The organism is Kribbella sp. NPDC055071 (genome assembly GCF_053608045.1).
In genome coordinates, this window is the sequence record NZ_JBSGUS010000014.1 from 37,892 (window position 1) to 53,841 (window position 15,950).

Below are 15,950 nucleotides of genomic sequence, written 5' to 3' on the forward strand. Positions count from 1 at the left end.
CGTGCCGCAGGCAGCATGCTCGGGCCTGCGCGCCGCGGGCGTCAGATCCGGGAGAGCCCAGAGGGCGGCGAGGTAACTCGGGCGACTGCCCGGAGAATCGCGCTCACAGAGGAATACCGGGCTTTGAGCCGCGCACGACCATCCGGCGGCGCCATCACAGTGTCGCTCGAAGCGCGCGCTCTGCGCTCCGCGCGGCGCCAGGTCGGACCGGCCGGAGGCCGGATTCCTCTGAGGGCGGGATTCTGGGGCCGGGATTCTGGGGGCGGAGTGCGGCGGGCCGGTGCTGCAGTTCAAGCGTGTGATTTGTCGACAAAACCACTAACTGACTTCGGGTGTTTCACGTGAAACGGTCTAGGGGTCAGTGGGGTTGGAGTTCGTGGGTGGTTTTGCGTTCGGCGTAGAACGAGAGGAACGGGATGGTGCCGGCCAGGGCCATCAGGACGAGGCGGGGGAAGGACCAGCGCACTCGGCGGAACAGGTCGAAGGTCGCCAGCAGGTAGATCATGTAGAGGAAGCCGTGGAGCGGGCCGATCACGTTCACAGCGCCGGGATTGTCGCCGAAGTACTTGAGTGGCATCGCGACGAAGACCAGCAGCAGGAGCATGACGCCGACGACGTACGCGATCACGCGGTAGCGCGTCAGGGCGCCGCGGATGGCCGGCGTCAGCGATGGGGTGGCGGGGGTGGCGGGATCGGCTGAGGAAGTCACGCTGAAACGGTACCGCTCGGCTCGACGGGCCGAGCGGCCTGGTCCGGCTCATCCCCGTCGTCGCCGGAATCCCCGCCAGACAAGGGATCTGAATCCTCGGGCGACCGGTGCGCGTCGAGCACCATCTTGCCCCACATCCACAGCGTGAAGGCGGCGAAAACCCACCACTGGAAGGCATACGCGATGTTCCGCAGTCCGGCATGATCGGTGGGCGGAGCCGGTGGCGTGACGACGGCAGGCGCGGGAGACGGTACGACGCCGGAGTCCACGGACGCCTGGATCACGAAGGCGTCGTACAGCCGGTAGCTGACGAGGTGGACGATCGTGGGGATGCGTAGCGAGGACAGCACCCGCCCCTTGGCGGCGTCGTCCGACGAGTCCTCCGCTTCGGATGACACGACCGAGCCGGTGAGCTGAACCGGGCCGGTCGGAGCCGTACCGGCGGGATCGTTGACCGAGGCGACCCAGCCACGCACGACCATCACGGCACCGGACTTGTCGAGCATCACCGGAGACACCACCCAGAAGCCGTCTGCCGAACCCTGGCGGCGATCCGCGATGAAGACCTGGTCCGCGGCCGGGCCCCACGTGCCGGCGACCGTCACGCGTCGGCTGACCGCCTTCGACGGCAAACCGTCGTCGATGGCGAAGAGGGACTGCAGCGGGACGGGCGCAGCGTCAGCCCGCTGCGCGGTCGCTGCCGAGGTCTTCGACTGGTAAACGCCGAGCTGCCAGACCCCGAGCACCGACATGATCCCCGCGATAGCCAGCGCCAGCAGCAACAACCCCAACCACCGCGGAGTGAAGACAGTGCGCACCAAGGCGCCCCGATCCACGGATTGCGAGGGGGAGTCGGCTGGGGACGGCGAAGACATGGGATTAACGGGAGGCGGCGGTGGCCAGCAGGTCCCGGCAGAGCACGCCGAGCTCGATGCCCGCTGCCTCCGCGGCCAGCGGGACCAGCGAGGTCTCGGTCATGCCCGGCGCCACGTTGACCTCCAGGAACCAGGGGATGCCGGCCGCGTCGACGACCAGGTCCGAGCGGGACAGGTCGCGCAGCCCCAGGGCCTGGTGAGCGCACACGGCTGCCGAAGCGCACGCCGCCGCCACCGCGGGGTCGAGCCGAGCCGGGACGATGAACTGCGTGGCGCCGGCGGTGTACCGCGCCTCGTAGTCGTAGAACCCGGAGTCCGGCCGGATCTCCACCGCAGGCAGTGCGCGCGGCCCGTCGCCGACGTCGACCACGGTCATGGCGACCTCGGTCCCGTCGATGTACTGCTCGATCAACGCCACCGCGCCGTACGCATAGCAGTTCACCATCGCCGCCGGCAGCTCATCCGCGGCCCGCACGATCGACGCACCCAACGCAGAACCACCGCGGGCCGGCTTCACGACCAATGGCAGCCCGATCTCGCCGATGACCACCTCCATCAGCGCAGCGGCCCCGAGCTCACGGAAGGTGTCGTGCCCGAGCACCACGGACGAAGGCGTGTACAGCCCGGCCGATCCGACCAGCGTGGATGCGACCGGCTTGTCAAAGGCCATCCGGCACGCGGCGGCGTCGGCGCCGACGTACGGAACGTTGTAGAGGTCGAGGACCTGGCGGAGCGCGCCGTCCTCGCCGGTGACGCCATGCAGTACCGGGAAGACCGCGTCCGGTGGATCGTCACGGAGGCGTTCGACCAGACTCGCGTCGACGTCGCGCTGCTCGACCTCGACACCGACGCTGCGCAGGGCGTCGGTGACCCGCCGGCCGGACCGGAGCGAAACGTCCCGCTCGTGTGACAGTCCGCCGGCCAGTACCAGCACTCGACCCAGATCACTCATCACAAATATCCCGATCACTCGTGGGCAACTCCGGCACGGCCGCCGGTCCCGAGGCCCACTGGAACGGTACCGCTAGCGAATCAAGGACCCCCGCCCACCCATCGATCCATTGCGCAACCTTTGCGCAGAAGGGCTTACGTCAGCTCAGGTCCCGGCGCATCGTAGTTGCGGCCGGTCCCCGGCTTCAGCGGCCCGAAGGTCTGCCGCAGCTCGAGCTCCTCGTTGATCACCGCGGCGAGCCGGGAGACCCCTTCGACGATCCGCTCGGGGGTCGGGTGGCAGTACGACAACCGCATGCACTGCGAGCCGAAACCGTCGGCGAAGAAGGCCGTCCCCGGTACGTACGCCACCCGGGCAGTGACCGCCCGCGGCAGCATCGCCTTCGAATCAAGGCCGTCCGGCAGGGTCAGCCAGACGTAGAACCCGCCGCCCGGCCTGGTCCAGGTCGTTGCCGCAGGCATCTTCTCGGCCAATGCCGCCAGCATCGCGTCACGGCGTTCCCGGTACATCTCGCGGAATTGTTTGACCTGCCCGATCCAGTCATGACGGACCAGGTACGACGAGATCGCGAGCTGACTGAAGATCGGCGGACACAGGGTCGCGGATTCCTGTGCCAGCACGAGTTTCTCGCGGACTGCGTGCGGCGCCACGGCCCAGCCGACGCGGAACCCCGGCGCGAACGTCTTCGAGAACGAGCCGAGGTAGATCACCCCTTCGCGATCGTCCGCGCGCAACGCCCGCTGTGGCTCACCGTCGAAGCCGAGCAGCCCGTACGGGTTGTCCTCCAGCACCAGCAGGTCGGCGCGCTGACAGATCTCCAGCACCCGGGCCCGACGCTCGTCGGCCAGCGAAACCCCTGCAGGATTGTGGAAGTTCGGGATCGTGTAGAAGAACTTGATCCGCTTGCCGGCGGCACGCACCGTCGCGATCGCCTGCTCGAGCGCCTCCGGCACCACTCCGTCGTCGTCCATCGCGACATGGACGACATCGCACTGGTACGCACGGAACACGCCAAGTGCCCCCACGTACGACGGAGCCTCGCAGAGCACCACGTCGCCCGGATCGCAGAACACCCGCGTGACCAGGTCGACCGCCTGCTGGCTCCCGACCGTGACCACGACGTCGTCCGGATGTGCCTCGATCCCCTCGAGCCGCATCACATCGCAGATCTGCTCCCGCAGCGTCGGATCGCCCTGCCCGGAGCCGTACTGCATCGCCACAGCGCCGTTGTCGATCACCAGGTCGCGGACTGCGCCGCCGACAACGTCCAGGGGGAGGCCTGCGATGTTCGGCATGCCGCCGGCGAGCGAGACCACCTCGGGCCGGCTCGCGACCGAGAACAGGGCTCTGATCTCCGATGCGGTCATACCCTTGGTCCGTGCTGCGTACCGGTCGACGTAGTTGTCGAGGCGGGTCTGCCGGACATCAGGTACGTCAGGACTCACGGGGGCCACTCCAACGGTGCTCGAGGGGGAAGTCACCAGGTTACGACGACAGACCCGGGTTGTGCCCGGGCTTCGGATCGGCGCGACCTCTCACTACCATGCCTTATAGGGGCAGGTTCGACCATGCCGCGATCTGGTTGCTGAGACAGGCGTCCAGACGCACCACGGCGCGGTGCGGCCTGAGAGGTGCAACGGAAGGCAGATCGGATGAGCGTGGGCAAGGTCGTCGGCTGGGCTCTCAGTGGCCTGTTACTGGGCGTTCTGGCCGGTTTCGCCGGAGAGCTGCTGCGGCGGCAACCGGCGCAGAAGGTGCAACAGCGGTACGTCGCTCCCGAGGCGGCGGTCACCCCGGACGCACGGACCCCGGCCCCCGCGCCGGAGCCCGCTGGTCGCTGACAGTGAGAGTCCAGGGACACCGGCAGTGACCAAGGTAACAACGGGTACGCCACCGCAGGACCGGATGCGCTGATGGCTCGACGGCTCGAACCGCTGACGCTCGCCAACCTCGGCGAGCTCCCGGTGCGATGCCGTGAGTGTGTGTTCTGGGAGCTCGATCCGGTCGCCGCGCGCCAGGCCGAGCGCAACGGCGGCACCGGCCTGGAGAAGGAAGCCTGGCTGTCCCAGCTGCTCCTCGACTGGGGTACGGCGGGAGTCGTGCTGTCGGTCGACGACGAGCCGGCCGGGTTCGCGGTGTACGCGCCGGCGGCGTACCTGCCCAGGATCCAGGCGTTCCCGACCGCGCCGGTGAGTCCGGATGCCGTCGTCCTGGCAACCGGCCGGATCCTGCCGCGGTACCAGGGGCTCGGCCTGGGGAAGATCCTCGTCCAGGCGGTCGCGAAGGACGTGCTGAAGCGTGGCTTCCGGGCGGTCGAGGCGTTCGGCGACTCACGGTGGGACCGGCCGAGCTGTGTCTGGCCGACCGAGTTCCTGCAGGCCGTCGGCTTCGGGGTCGTCCGCGAACACCCGCGCAATCCTCGGCTCCGGCTCGACCTGCGCTCCGCGATCACCTGGCGCAGCGAGATGGAGGCCGCGGTCGAGCGGCTGATGGGCGCTATCCGGCCGGAGCCCGCGCCGGTCACGGTCCGGGACGGCATGCAGCGCGACGCGAGCGACTGACCGCAGCATCATGATCTGGCGCCTGCTGGCCGATGTCGTGATGGTCCTGCACGGCGCCCTGCTGCTGTTCTTCCTGATCGGCGGATTCCTCGCCTGGCGCTGGGCGAAGCTGATCTGGGTCCATCTCGGCATCGTCGCGTGGAACGTCGTGATCGTCCTGGTCGACTTCGGCTGCCCGGTCACCGCCACCGAGAAGTACTTCCGCCGGCGTGGCGGCGAGACGCCGTACGCGGCCGGCTACATCGAGCACTACCTCGATGGCCGGCTCTGGCCCGAGGGCGCGACTCCGATCGTCGAGAAGGTCGGCTTCGTGATTGTCGTGGCCTCCTACGTCGGGTTCTTCGTCGTACGGCGACGCCGGGCAGTTGCCCGTGGAAAGAAGCTCAGGGGAGAGTCAGTGGGACCCCGGACGTGAGCGGGCAGGTGAATCTCCATACTGATGACGTGCCTACCCGCGTCAGCACCCGCACACCGGTCGACGAGTACCTGGCCGCCATGAGCAGGTCGCTCGGCGGCCCGCGGCGCCCCAAGGCCGATCTGCTGGCGGAAGCGCGCGACCACCTGACCGACGCGATCGAAGCGTTCGAGGCCGACGGGCTCGATCGAGAGGCGGCGGAGCGTGCGGCCATTGCCGACTTCGGTGACCTCGCCGACGTGGTCCCTGGCTACCGGACGGAGCTCGCGATCAGCCAGAGCCGGCGTACGGCGGTGCTGCTGTTCATGGTGCTGATGATCCAGCCGATCGTCTGGCAGGACGGCATCTGGAGCTGGAATCGCGACGTCGACCCGTCGAACTCGCTGAACACAATCCTGAACACGTTGGTCGAGATAGTAGGCATGACCGCGGCCGCCGGGGCCGTCCTCGTCCTCATCGCTACCAGCACCGGCATGCGCTACCCGGCCGTCCGGGAGCGCGTCGGCCGAGCGACCGCGCACCTCGGACTCGCCAGCGCGGTCGTGATCAGTGTGATCGGCGTCGCTATGGCAGCCACGAGCGAGCGCCCGGGCGAGATGCTGGCCGGGTACGGCGTGGTCACCGCCTTCGTCGTGCTGCCGCTGCTCTTGGTTGGCCTGCAGTCCGTGCGCGGCCTACGCCTCGCCCGGGCGTAGCACGCCTTCGACGACGGCCCGGAACGTCACCCACTCCCGCTTGCCCGAGGCAAGCATCGTCTGACCGGCCGAGGTGAGCTCGTACGTCCGGCGCTTGCGCCCACCGACCGTGCTCCACTCGCTGGCCAGGTAGCCGGCCCGCTCGAGTCGCCGCAGCGCCGGGTACAGCGTGCCGGTCGGCAGGTCGAGCTCGCCACCACTGCGCTCGAGCAGCGCCTCCATGATCGCGTAGCCGTGCAGCGGCTGGTGCTCGACGACGGCCAGGATCATCGGGTCCAGGTGCCCACGCAGCGCATCAGCCTTCATGTAGCCAGTCTACTCATACAACTGCTACCGTCGAGAGACGACATGTAGCGGAACTACGTATAAAGGTGTGAGGAGCCGCAATGCCTGTAGAGACCCCCGTACGACGACCGCCCGGGAAGGACACGGGTGCGCGAGCCGGGCTGCTGCACCGCGTATCCGGCTGGTCGATGCGTCACGCCGGCCTGGCGTTGGTGCTCTGGGTCGTCGCCCTCGTGGCCGTGACCGCGGCCTCGGTGCTGATCGGCAACAACTACAAGAACGACAACTCGCTCCCGGGGACGGACTCCCAGCGAGTCAGTGACGCCCTGACAGCGCACCAACCGCGAGGCGAAACCGCCTCGGTGCAGATCGTGCTCCGGGCCGACGGCGGACTCGCGTCCGCGAAGCCACGGGTCCTCTCGATGCTCGCCGCGGTTCGCGCCCTCCCGCACGTCGCCGCGGTCGCGGACCCGTTCACCGCGCCCGGATCACTCGCACCTGATGGGCGTACGGCGTACTCGGAGGTGAGCCTCGATGTCGCCACTGTGGATGTGCCGAGCACGGATGTCGTGGCGATCATCGACAAAGCCCAGCAATTCCAGCGGGACGGTCTGCAGGTCGAGGTGGGCGGAGACCTGGCCCGATCCGCGCAGCAGGCACCGGGTGGCGCGGCCGAGGGCGCCGGGATCCTGGCCGCGTTGGTGATCCTCGTGCTCCTGTTCGGATCGTTGCTTGCGGCAACGCTTCCGCTGCTGACCGCGGTCTTCGCGGTGGGCAGCACGATCGGCCTGCTCGTGCTCGCGTCGCACTTCTTCACGGTGCCGTCGTACACAGTGCCGGTGATGACGTTGGTCGGGCTCGGTGTCGGAGTGGACTACGCCCTGCTGATCTTCTCGCGGTATCGCTATGAGCTGCTGAAGGACGGCGCCGATCGCACCAGCGCATCGATGAAGGCCTTGGATACGGCCGGGCGCTCGGTGTTGTTCGCGGGCTGCACAGTGGTGATCGCGCTCCTCGGTCTGCTCGCGCTCGGACTTGGTTCCCTGCAAGGCGTTGCGCTCGGGGTCACGCTGACCGTGCTGACGACGATGCTGGCCGCGGTGACGTTGTTGCCGGCGCTGTTGACGCTGTTCGGTCGACGGATCGAGCGGAGTGTCCGCAAGCATGCCGCGAAGAAGCGTCGTACGCCGGGAGAGGGTTGGCGGAAGCTGGCGAGTCTGGTGCAGCGCGGACCGTGGGTGCCGTTGGTGCTCGGGGTGGTCGCCCTGATCGCGTTGTCGCTACCGGCGAAGGACATGCGGCTCGGGTTCGCGGACGCCGGGACGGACGACCCGGCCAAGACGAGTCGGAAGGCCTACGACCTACTCGCGGACGGATTCGGGGCAGGCTTCAACGGTCCGCTCGTGATCGTGTCCGAAGGAGACCAGGCGGCGGCGAACGCTCTCGTTCCGGCGCTCACCGCTGATCCGGGCATCGCCGGCGTCACTCCGCCGCAGCTGTCGCCGGACGGCAAGATCGCGACCCTCTTGGCGTTCCCGAAGTCGGCGCCGCAGGACGCCGCCACCAGCGAGCTCGTGAACCGGCTACGCGACACGACCCTGCCGGCACTCGGGTCGCAGACGAAGGCGACGTACCTGGTCGGTGGTTCGACCGCCGCGGCGGACGACTATGCCTCGGCGGTGAGCAAGCGGCTGCCGATCTTCATCCTGGTGGTGGTGGGTCTGTCGGCGCTGCTGCTGATGGCAGTGTTCCGGTCCCTGCTGATCCCGTTGAAGGCAGCCGTGCTCAACCTGCTCAGCATCGCAGCCTCGCTCGGGGTGATGACGCTGGTGTTCCAGCAGGGCTGGTTCGGGGCGCAGTCCGGACCGATCGAGGCGTTCGTGCCGGTGATGATCTTCGCGATCGTGTTCGGGTTGTCGATGGACTACGAGGTCTTCCTGGTCTCCCGGATCCATGAGGAGTGGCGTCGTACGAAGGACGCGCGAGCCGCAGTGCGGGAAGGACTGGCGAACACGGGCAGCGTGATCACCGCGGCGGCCGCGATCATGATCGTGGTCTTCGGCGCCTTCCTGCTCAGTCCGGATCGGATGCTGAAGGAGTTCGGACTCGGCCTGGCGACCGCGGTGTTGCTGGATGCCTTGGTGATCCGCTGCGTGATTGTCCCCGCGGTCCTGCGCCTGTTCGGCGATCGGGCCTGGTGGCTGCCACGCAGCCTCGATCGCCTCCTTCCGAACCTCGCCCTCGAGAAGGAGTAGCGCGTCAGATCCATGAAAGGTCGGGCGTGGTCCGCTCGGACCATGAGACGGGTACTGATCGTGGGTGCGAGTATCGCCGGCCCCGCGCTGGCCTGGTGGCTGCATCGGCATGGCCTCGCCGTCACCGTGGTCGAGCGGGCGCCGGCGCTGCGGCCCGGCGGCTACAAGGTCGACATCCGGGGCGCGGCGATCGACGTGGTGGAACGGATGGGCCTGAAGGACAGACTCGAGGGCCTCGAGACCGACATGCGGTTCATGTCGTTCGTCAACGGCGCCGGCAAGCGACTCGTCAGCGTCCCGGCCGATCTCTTCATGGGCCGCGGCGAGGCCGACCTCGAGGTGATGCGCGGCGACCTCAGCCAGATCCTGTACGACGAAACCCGCGCCGACGTCGACTACGTCTTCGGAGACACGATCACCGGCATCGACCAGGAGAGCGGGACCGCCACCTTCCAGCACGCCGAGCCGCGGACGTTCGACCTGGTGATCGGTGCGGACGGTTTGCACTCCGCAGTCCGGGAGTTGGCCTTCGGGACGCAGGAGCTCGACGACCTCGGCCACATCGTGTCGATCGGGACGGTGCCCAACCACCTCGGGCTCGACCGGTGGGAGCTCATCTACTCGGTCCCCGGGCGGACCGTGAACCTCTACAGCACCGCCCGGACCGACGACGCGAAGGCGCTGTTCCTCTTCACCGCGCCGAACGTCAGCTACGACCGGCGCGATCCCGACCAGCAGAAGAAGATCCTCGACACCACCTTCCGCGGCGCCGGGTGGGAGACCGATCGGCTGCTCGACGAGGTCGTTCGGGCCGACGACTTCTACTTCGACACGGTCAGCCAGGTCCGGCTCCCGTCGTACTCGACCGGTCGGGTGAGTCTGGTCGGCGATGCGGCGTACTGTCCGTCGTTCGCATCCGGCCAAGGCACGAGTCTCGCTCTGGTCGGTGCGTATGTGCTGGCCGGCGAGCTGGCGGGATCAGATCATCGGACTGCGTTCTCGACGTACGAACGGCTGATGCGCCCGTACGTCGAGCGCAACCTCGAGCTCGGCCGGGACAACCTGGGCCGGATGGTGTCGAAGAGCGCGTTGCAAAGTTGGCTCGGCGCGATGATGCTCCGGGTCATGCCGAAGCTGCCCGGCAAGGACGCGATGATCGCCAAAGTGACCCGCCCGATCCACGAGGCCGCGCGAGCCATCACACTGCCCGCCTACTAGACGGTCAGTTGCCCGAAGCGGAGCATGCCAGTCGCTGCGTCTTGCTCCGGCGGCAGGTACACACGCTGGATCGCGACGACGATCGCCTCCGCGATCACGTCCCGGAAGGCCGGGTCGGCCAGGCGGGCGGAGTCGTGCGGATTGGTGACGTAGCCGATCTCGAGCCGGACCGCGGGCATCTTGGTCCGCCGCAGCAGGTCCCAGGTCTTGGCGTGCGTCCGGCAGTTCAGCAGGTCGGTCCGCGCGACGATCTCGCGCTGCACCAGACCGGCGAACTGCTCACCGACGCTTGACGAGGCGCCGTGCAGGTCGTTGCCGTAGAAGTACGTCGCGACGCCCTGAGCCTCCGGGTTCATCGAGCCGTCGGTGTGCAGCGAGACACACAGGTTCGCGTCCGTCTCGTTCGCGAATGCGGCCCGCGCCAGCTCGTCCGGCCCCTGATCGCGCCCACGGGACAAATACGCCCGTACGCCGGTAGCACCGAGCCGACCCTCGATCCGGGCCGCCAGGTCGTACGCGACGTCGGACTCGCGGAGCCCGAAGCCTTCCCAGCCGTAGTCGAAGCCACCGTGGCCGGGGTCGATCACCACGGTCTTGCCGGAGAGTCGCGGCCCAGCGGCCCGCACGGCCTCCGACGCACGCAACGCGTCCGGCCGGCCACCGGTCGCCATCGGGCGGATCCGCTGCAGTGCCTTGAACGTCGAGGGACCGCACGTGCCATCGCCCGGAAGGCCCATGTTCCGCTGGAAGTCGGTCACCGCGCGCTGGGTGTCCGGCCCGAAGATCCCGTCGATCCGGGCGACCGCGAACCCGAGCTCCTGCAGCTTCGCCTGCAGGGCGAGCACGTCGTCACCGGTCAGCGGGTGCGAGACGACGTACGTGAGCAGCCGGTCGCCCAGCGCCCAGCGTGCGTCGTCGATCGCCCGGTACGTCTGTGGGCCGACGACTCCGTCGACCATCAGTCCGCGTTGCTGCTGGAACCCCCGCACGGCGTGTGCGGTCATTTCGTCGTAGACGTCATGACCGCCGGTCAGCAACCCGAGCCGCTGAAGCTTTCCGATGATCTCGGCGACAGCTTCGCCACTGTCGCCGATCCGGTACACGCCGTGAGGACCTTCCATTACTGACTGTGCTCCTTGCGGTGGCGGAATGCAGATCAGGACGTGAAGTCCGCGAGCTCCTTCAGCAGCGCCGCCTTCGGCTTGGCGCCGACGATCGACTTGGCCAGCTCACCGTTCACGTAGACGTTGATCGTAGGGATACCCGTAACGCGGTAGTTGCTCGGGGTGACCGGGTTCTCGTCCACGTTCATCTTCAGGAAGGTCAGCTTGTCGCTGTGGTCCTGCGCCAGCTCCTCCAGGATCGGGGACACCTGGCGGCACGGCCCGCACCACTCGGCCCAGAAGTCGACGAGGACCGGCTTGTCGCTCTTCAGCACGGTCTGGTCGAACTCGGCGTCGGTGACGGCGTTCATCTTCTCGCCCACGGGCGTATCTCCTTCAGTGATGGTGAGGTCGGGTTGAAGCGGTTCAGACGGTGACGGGCTCGGCGGCCGCGGTGGCGGAGGAGTGCTCCAGGTTGGCCAGGAAGCGCTCGGCGTCCAGCGCCGCCGCGCAGCCCGTGCCGGCCGCGGTGATCGCCTGCCGGTAGGTGTGGTCCACCAGGTCGCCGGCCGCGAACACGCCGGGCAGGTTCGTCTCGGTGGTGCCCGCCTTGACGATGACGTAACCCTCCTCGTCCAAGGTGACCTGACCCTTGACCAACTCCGACCGCGGGTCGTGCCCGATCGCGATGAACAGGCCGGTCACCGGCAGCTCCCGCGTCTCACCGGTCGCGGTGTCCCGCAGGGTGACGCCGGTCAGCTTGTCGCCACCGTGGATCTCGGCGACCTCGGAGTTCCAGGCGAAGTCGATCTTCTCGTTCGCGAACGCCCGCTCGGCCATGATCTTCGACGCGCGCAGCTCGCCGCGGCGGTGCACCAGCGTCACCTTCTTGCCGAACTTGGTCAGGAACGTGGCCTCCTCGATCGCGGAGTCGCCACCGCCGACCACGGCGATGTCGTGCTCGCGGAAGAAGAATCCGTCACAGGTCGCACACCACGAGACACCGTGGCCGGACAGCTTGGCCTCCTGCTCCAGACCCAGCTTGCGGTAGCCCGACCCCATCGCGAGGATGACGGTCCTGGCCCGGTGCTGCGTGCCCGCGGAGTCGGTGACGACCCTGATGTCGCCGGTCAGGTCGACCTCGACGATGTCATCCGGGACCAGCTCGGCGCCGAAGCGCTCGGCCTGGGTGCGCATCTCGTCCATCAGCGCGGGGCCCATGATGCCCTGGGAGAAGCCCGGGAAGTTCTCGACGTCCGTGGTGTTCATCAGCGCGCCACCGGCCGTCACCGAACCCTCGAAGACGAGCGGTTCCAGCTGGGCGCGCGCGGCGTACACGGCGGCCGTGTAACCGGACGGGCCGGAGCCGATGATGATGACGTTACGAACTACCGAGTCGCTCATGCAGGCGTTCCTCTGTCGTCGAGACTGTGATACGTCGTAGTCAACGGATCCTAGAGGCCTGGCATTCCCCTGCTGAGGGCGGTGGGGAGGGGCCGTACGAATACGGTACCTACTGCGAGGCCTCTCCACCGCATGGGCGCCTCAGCGACTGCGCAGTGTCACCGTCGTGTCGTAGAACGGCGTCGCGACGCCGCCATCGCTACATCCGGTGACCGCGAACAGCTGGATGTCACGCGGCGAACCTCCCTGCAATCCGATCAGCGTGGCGCGCTTGCCGTCCAGCTTCACCGGCTGCACCAGCTGGAGCTGCGGATTCGGCCGGCCGGAGGCGAAGACCCGGGCACAGGCGATCTCGGCCGCGGGCGCGTTCAGGATCGGGTCTGAGTTGTGCTCCAGCCAGGCCTGCGCGTCCGGCCCTACGTCCTTGGTGGTCATCGTGACCACCGCGCCGGTCGGAACCGAGGTCGGATTCGCGTTGGCGGCGCTCTCGCCGGCCTGGTCCTTGGTGGCCAGGACCACGCCGACGCCGATCGCGGCGACCACGAGGACGGCCGCTGCCGCGCCGAGCAGCTTGGGCAGGTGGCGGCGGGGCTCCTCGCGGATCTGGGCCAGCGAGTGGACACCGACGGTCGAGGCGCGCAGCACGGACTCCGACACGATGACGGCGTCGAGGTGCTCGGCGACGGCGGTCGGCATCGGGATGTCCGTCCGGCCCTCCTCGGCGAGATCCTCGGACAGCTCGACGAGCGCGTCGTACGTCTGCTGGCACTCCGGACAGGCCTTCACATGTTCACGAGCGCGGTGTGCCTCGGGCGCGGGCAGCAGGTTCTCGATCAGGTCGGCGATGGTGTCGGTGTCGAGGTGTTCGAGGTGCTCACTGGTCGGCAGACCGGAATCGGTCATCGGAACGTCGCCCCCTCGCGGGACGTGCGCAGGCAGGCGCGCGGTGTGGTCATCGGAATGCTCCGGGTCGAGGCATGAAGGTCTCGCCGGGACCCGGAACGGGGCGAGCCGGGACTCGGCGACTTCGCTTCGACGGCGGGCCCGGTCATTCGGTTCCCGTCGATTCGCCGGGCTTGGCCGGTCCGTCGGCGGCGCCGGCCCGGGTCGTCTGCCAGTGCTTGAGCAGCGGCAGCAGCCGGGCCCGGCCGCGGGCACAGCGGGACTTGACCGTGCCGGGGGCGCAGTCGAGGATCGCGGCCGCCTCCTCGATCGAGTACCCCTCCATGTCGACCAGGACCAGCGCGCTGCGCTGGTCCGGGTTGATCTGCTTCAAGGCGTTCAGTACGTCGATGCGCCGTTCGCGCACCTCGGCCGGATCCTCCTCGGCCGGGCCGGCCAGCTCGGCCGCACGGTCCTCGTCCTCCGGCAGCGGATCGGCGGCACGCACCTGGCGCCGGCGGATCCGGTCCAGGCACGCGTTCACGACGATCCGGTGCAGCCAGGTGGTCACCTTCGCGTCACCGCGGAACGAGTCCGCCCGACGGAACGCCGAGATGAATGCCTCCTGCAGCGCGTCGGCCGCCTCCTCGGGCTCGCCGAGCGTCCGGATCGCGACCGCCCACATCCGGTCCCGGTGCCGCTTGACCAGGAACCCGAACGCATCGGGGTTGCCGGCCACGTGCAGCCGGAGCAGCTCGTGGTCGTCCAGCTGGTCATAGCTCGTCGGACCGCTCGACGCGGCGGGTTGTGCGACCGCTGGGGCGACCGGTGGCGCGACCGGCTGTCCGACCGATTGCGCGACCGGTTGGGCCGTGCCGATCCGGGGGACCTCCGGCTGGGCCGGATTCGGGCCCGAGTCCAGGTGAGCCGTCATTTCTGGATCGTGACCTCCGAGATTTTGCCCCGGTAACCGCTGCCATCCTTCGGCAGCTTGGTCAGCCAGACCAGCACGTATCTCGTTGAGGTCGGCGCCGAAGGCTTCAGGGTCACCGTACCCTCGGGTTGGTCCGCTTGGGTGGCAATCGGGGTCCAACCCGCTACGGTCGTCGGCGAGGTACTGGTGTCACCCTTCGGGACCATCAGTTGCAGGCTCGTCTTGTCGCCCTCGACCGCGACCGCGACGCTCGACACCGCGGTCGGCGCGCCCAGGTCGTAGATGATGCCGACGCCCGGCTTCTGACCGCCCAGATTCGGCTTGTTCTTGTAGGACTGCGTCGTCCACGCCGTGCTGGGGTCGCCGTCGTAGGAGTTCTTGACCTCTTCGGGGTGCTCCTCGCCGTTACCGGCCGGCTCCGGGTCGAAGTCCTTGGCGCCCACGATCTTGGCCGGACCACCGGTCGCCGACGGGGTGTTGCTGGTCGACGGCGGGGCGCTCGTGGTTTTGTCGCCGGACCCGTCGTTGCTGTTGTTGCCCAGCCCGCCCTTGAGCAGGAACTGCGCCATCGCGACCACGGACAGCAGCGCCAGGATGGCGAGCAGGATCAGGATCCGGCCACCCCAGGATCCCTTCGGCTTCGGCTCGTCGCGGCGGCGGCCGCCGCCCTTCCCGTTCGACGGCGGGGGCGTTTGGCGCCGCACCGGTCGAGTCTCGGCCGCAGTCTGGTACGCCGAGTGACCGTTCTCCGACTGGTAGGCCGGTGGCGTCGGGTCGAGCGCGGGCGGCAACTCCTGCGCGACCTGGGTCGCGTCGTCGATGCTGCCGTTCTGCCGGGCGACCTGGACCGTCTCGTCCATCTGGTTCGGCGGTTCGTGCGAGCTGCCGACGATTCCGGACAGCGCCGCGGACAGGCCGGCCGCGCTGGTGATCGGAGGCGCGTGGTGCCGCGGCGGGTCGGCCAGCAGGCGGTCGGTGATGTCGTCCAGCGACCGCGGTACGCCGGCTCGCACCTGCCGTGGGCTGAGGAGCCGGCCGTGCTCGACGGGCGCGGGCTGCAGACCCCAGGCCGGCGCCGGGCCAGGCCAGCGGCCAGTGAGTGAGGCGTAGAGCAGCTCGCCCAGTGCGAGCACGTCCCCCTCCGGCGTACCCGGGCCGAACGAGCGGAGCGCCGCCTCGGTCGCCAGGCCGACGACCTTGATGGCGCCCGCATCCGTGACGACGACGGTCGTCGGGCTGATCGCGCCGTGCGCGAGGCCGGTGCGGTGCAGGTTCTCGAGTGCTTCGGAGACCTCGCGGGCCAGCCAGCCTGCCTGCTGTCCGGTCAGCGGACCGGCGCTGAGCATCCGCTCGAGCGGACGACCCCCGGCCCACTCGCGGACGCAGTAGGTGACTCCGTCGTGCATGTCGCAGTCCAGCACCCGCAGGAAGCGCGGGTCAGCGGCCGCGGCGGCTCGCCGGGCCGCGTCGAAGAGAAGGTTGGTTCGCGGATCGCCGACCGGCAGGACATCCACGACGACTGCCCGGCTGAGCACCTCGTCCACTGCTCGCCACACCCGCGCACCGTCGATCTCCGCGAGTAACTCGGCGATCCGGTAGCGGCCGGCAAGCAGGGCACCAGGACTGACGGTCTGGTTCGACACGGTGTCTCTCGCCCTCCTC

The 15,950-nt window shown here is 68.8% G+C and carries 17 protein-coding genes; 6 read left to right on the top strand and 11 right to left on the bottom strand.

The window, feature by feature from the left end:
- Nucleotides 1-358 precede the first annotated feature (358 nt).
- The 4 genes from ACWF4Z_RS22945 to ACWF4Z_RS22960 form a co-directional block, all read right to left on the bottom strand.
- Nucleotides 359-709 carry a DUF3817 domain-containing protein gene (locus ACWF4Z_RS22945; RefSeq protein WP_452245157.1) on the bottom strand — a complete coding sequence of 117 codons (351 nt, stop codon included), beginning with the start codon at nt 707-709 and terminating at the stop codon, nt 359-361.
- The gene (locus ACWF4Z_RS22950) at nt 706-1,527 is read right to left on the bottom strand and encodes an SURF1 family protein (RefSeq protein WP_452245158.1); all 822 of its coding nucleotides are present in this window, start codon (nt 1,525-1,527) and stop codon (nt 706-708) included. Before ACWF4Z_RS22950 ends, ACWF4Z_RS22945 begins: the two co-directional genes overlap by 4 nt.
- Nucleotides 1,528-1,588: 61 nt before the next feature.
- Entirely contained in the window at nt 1,589-2,536 is a 948-nt protein-coding gene (locus ACWF4Z_RS22955) for a D-alanine--D-alanine ligase family protein (protein ID WP_452245159.1), read from the bottom strand.
- Nucleotides 2,537-2,670: 134 nt separating this feature from the next.
- On the bottom strand, nt 2,671-3,981 hold the full coding sequence (locus ACWF4Z_RS22960; RefSeq protein ID WP_452245160.1) for an aminotransferase-like domain-containing protein: 1,311 nt from the start codon (nt 3,979-3,981) through the stop codon (nt 2,671-2,673).
- Between the two features lie 207 nt (nt 3,982-4,188).
- On the opposite strand from ACWF4Z_RS22960, the gene ACWF4Z_RS22965 reads away from it, so the two are divergent.
- From ACWF4Z_RS22965 to ACWF4Z_RS22980, 4 genes are all read left to right on the top strand, one after another.
- Complete coding sequence (locus tag ACWF4Z_RS22965; RefSeq protein ID WP_452245161.1) at nt 4,189-4,377, top strand: hypothetical protein; 189 nt, start codon at nt 4,189-4,191, stop codon at nt 4,375-4,377.
- A gap of 72 nt (nt 4,378-4,449) precedes the next feature.
- On the top strand, nt 4,450-5,097 hold the full coding sequence (locus tag ACWF4Z_RS22970) for an N-acetyltransferase family protein (protein WP_452245162.1): 648 nt from the start codon (nt 4,450-4,452) through the stop codon (nt 5,095-5,097).
- 10 nt (nt 5,098-5,107) lie between these two features.
- On the top strand, nt 5,108-5,512 hold the full coding sequence (locus ACWF4Z_RS22975) for a DUF2784 domain-containing protein (protein WP_452245163.1): 405 nt from the start codon (nt 5,108-5,110) through the stop codon (nt 5,510-5,512).
- A gap of 29 nt (nt 5,513-5,541) precedes the next feature.
- A complete protein-coding gene (locus tag ACWF4Z_RS22980) occupies nt 5,542-6,207 on the top strand; it encodes a permease prefix domain 1-containing protein (RefSeq protein WP_452245164.1) in 666 nt (221 codons plus the stop codon).
- On the opposite strand, the gene ACWF4Z_RS22985 is transcribed toward ACWF4Z_RS22980, so the two are convergent.
- Nucleotides 6,187-6,513 carry a PadR family transcriptional regulator gene (locus ACWF4Z_RS22985; RefSeq protein ID WP_452245165.1) on the bottom strand — a complete coding sequence of 109 codons (327 nt, stop codon included), beginning with the start codon at nt 6,511-6,513 and terminating at the stop codon, nt 6,187-6,189. The genes ACWF4Z_RS22980 and ACWF4Z_RS22985 overlap by 21 nt on opposite strands.
- An 80-nt stretch (nt 6,514-6,593) precedes the next feature.
- Here ACWF4Z_RS22985 and ACWF4Z_RS22990 point away from each other — a divergent pair, with 80 nt between their 5' ends.
- Nucleotides 6,594-8,747: an MMPL family transporter gene (locus ACWF4Z_RS22990; RefSeq protein WP_452245166.1), complete on the top strand. Its 2,154-nt coding sequence runs from the start codon at nt 6,594-6,596 to the stop codon at nt 8,745-8,747.
- Between the two features lie 42 nt (nt 8,748-8,789).
- Nucleotides 8,790-9,965, top strand: a complete 1,176-nt coding sequence (locus tag ACWF4Z_RS22995) for an FAD-dependent monooxygenase (protein ID WP_452245167.1) — start codon at nt 8,790-8,792, stop codon at nt 9,963-9,965.
- On the opposite strand, the gene ACWF4Z_RS23000 is transcribed toward ACWF4Z_RS22995, so the two are convergent.
- From ACWF4Z_RS23000 to ACWF4Z_RS23025, 6 genes are all read right to left on the bottom strand, one after another.
- Nucleotides 9,962-11,086 carry an N-acetylmuramoyl-L-alanine amidase gene (locus ACWF4Z_RS23000; RefSeq protein ID WP_452245168.1) on the bottom strand — a complete coding sequence of 375 codons (1,125 nt, stop codon included), beginning with the start codon at nt 11,084-11,086 and terminating at the stop codon, nt 9,962-9,964. The two genes, ACWF4Z_RS22995 and ACWF4Z_RS23000, sit on opposite strands and share 4 nt — an antisense overlap.
- Nucleotides 11,087-11,121: 35 nt before the next feature.
- On the bottom strand, nt 11,122-11,439 hold the full coding sequence (trxA, locus tag ACWF4Z_RS23005) for a thioredoxin (RefSeq protein WP_202867696.1): 318 nt from the start codon (nt 11,437-11,439) through the stop codon (nt 11,122-11,124).
- A 55-nt stretch (nt 11,440-11,494) separates the two neighbouring features.
- Complete coding sequence (gene trxB, locus ACWF4Z_RS23010) at nt 11,495-12,472, bottom strand: thioredoxin-disulfide reductase (protein ID WP_452245169.1); 978 nt, start codon at nt 12,470-12,472, stop codon at nt 11,495-11,497.
- A 141-nt stretch (nt 12,473-12,613) separates the two neighbouring features.
- Complete coding sequence (locus ACWF4Z_RS23015; protein WP_452245170.1) at nt 12,614-13,375, bottom strand: anti-sigma factor family protein; 762 nt, start codon at nt 13,373-13,375, stop codon at nt 12,614-12,616.
- A 145-nt stretch (nt 13,376-13,520) separates the two neighbouring features.
- A complete protein-coding gene (gene sigM / locus ACWF4Z_RS23020; RefSeq protein ID WP_452245171.1) occupies nt 13,521-14,288 on the bottom strand; it encodes an RNA polymerase sigma factor SigM in 768 nt (255 codons plus the stop codon).
- Entirely contained in the window at nt 14,285-15,931 is a 1,647-nt protein-coding gene (locus ACWF4Z_RS23025; protein WP_452245172.1) for a protein kinase family protein, read from the bottom strand. Before ACWF4Z_RS23025 ends, sigM begins: the two co-directional genes overlap by 4 nt.
- Nucleotides 15,932-15,950 lie beyond the last annotated feature (19 nt).

Excerpts from the sequence above, each read along its gene's own strand:
- ACWF4Z_RS22955 (WP_452245159.1), bottom strand. The coding sequence starts at position 2,536 with ATGAGTGATCTGGGTCGAGTGCTGGTACTGGCCGGCGGACTGTCACAC.
- ACWF4Z_RS22965 (WP_452245161.1), top strand. The coding sequence starts at position 4,189 with ATGAGCGTGGGCAAGGTCGTCGGCTGGGCTCTCAGTGGCCTGTTACTG.
- ACWF4Z_RS22970 (WP_452245162.1), top strand. The coding sequence starts at position 4,450 with ATGGCTCGACGGCTCGAACCGCTGACGCTCGCCAACCTCGGCGAGCTC.
- ACWF4Z_RS22975 (WP_452245163.1), top strand. The coding sequence starts at position 5,108 with ATGATCTGGCGCCTGCTGGCCGATGTCGTGATGGTCCTGCACGGCGCC.
- ACWF4Z_RS22985 (WP_452245165.1), bottom strand. The coding sequence starts at position 6,513 with ATGAAGGCTGATGCGCTGCGTGGGCACCTGGACCCGATGATCCTGGCC.
- ACWF4Z_RS22990 (WP_452245166.1), top strand. The coding sequence starts at position 6,594 with ATGCCTGTAGAGACCCCCGTACGACGACCGCCCGGGAAGGACACGGGT.
- ACWF4Z_RS22995 (WP_452245167.1), top strand. The coding sequence starts at position 8,790 with ATGAGACGGGTACTGATCGTGGGTGCGAGTATCGCCGGCCCCGCGCTG.
- ACWF4Z_RS23000 (WP_452245168.1), bottom strand. The coding sequence starts at position 11,086 with ATGGAAGGTCCTCACGGCGTGTACCGGATCGGCGACAGTGGCGAAGCT.
- trxA (WP_202867696.1), bottom strand. The coding sequence starts at position 11,439 with ATGAACGCCGTCACCGACGCCGAGTTCGACCAGACCGTGCTGAAGAGC.
- trxB (WP_452245169.1), bottom strand. The coding sequence starts at position 12,472 with ATGAGCGACTCGGTAGTTCGTAACGTCATCATCATCGGCTCCGGCCCG.
- ACWF4Z_RS23015 (WP_452245170.1), bottom strand. The coding sequence starts at position 13,375 with ATGACCGATTCCGGTCTGCCGACCAGTGAGCACCTCGAACACCTCGAC.
- sigM (WP_452245171.1), bottom strand. The coding sequence starts at position 14,288 with ATGACGGCTCACCTGGACTCGGGCCCGAATCCGGCCCAGCCGGAGGTC.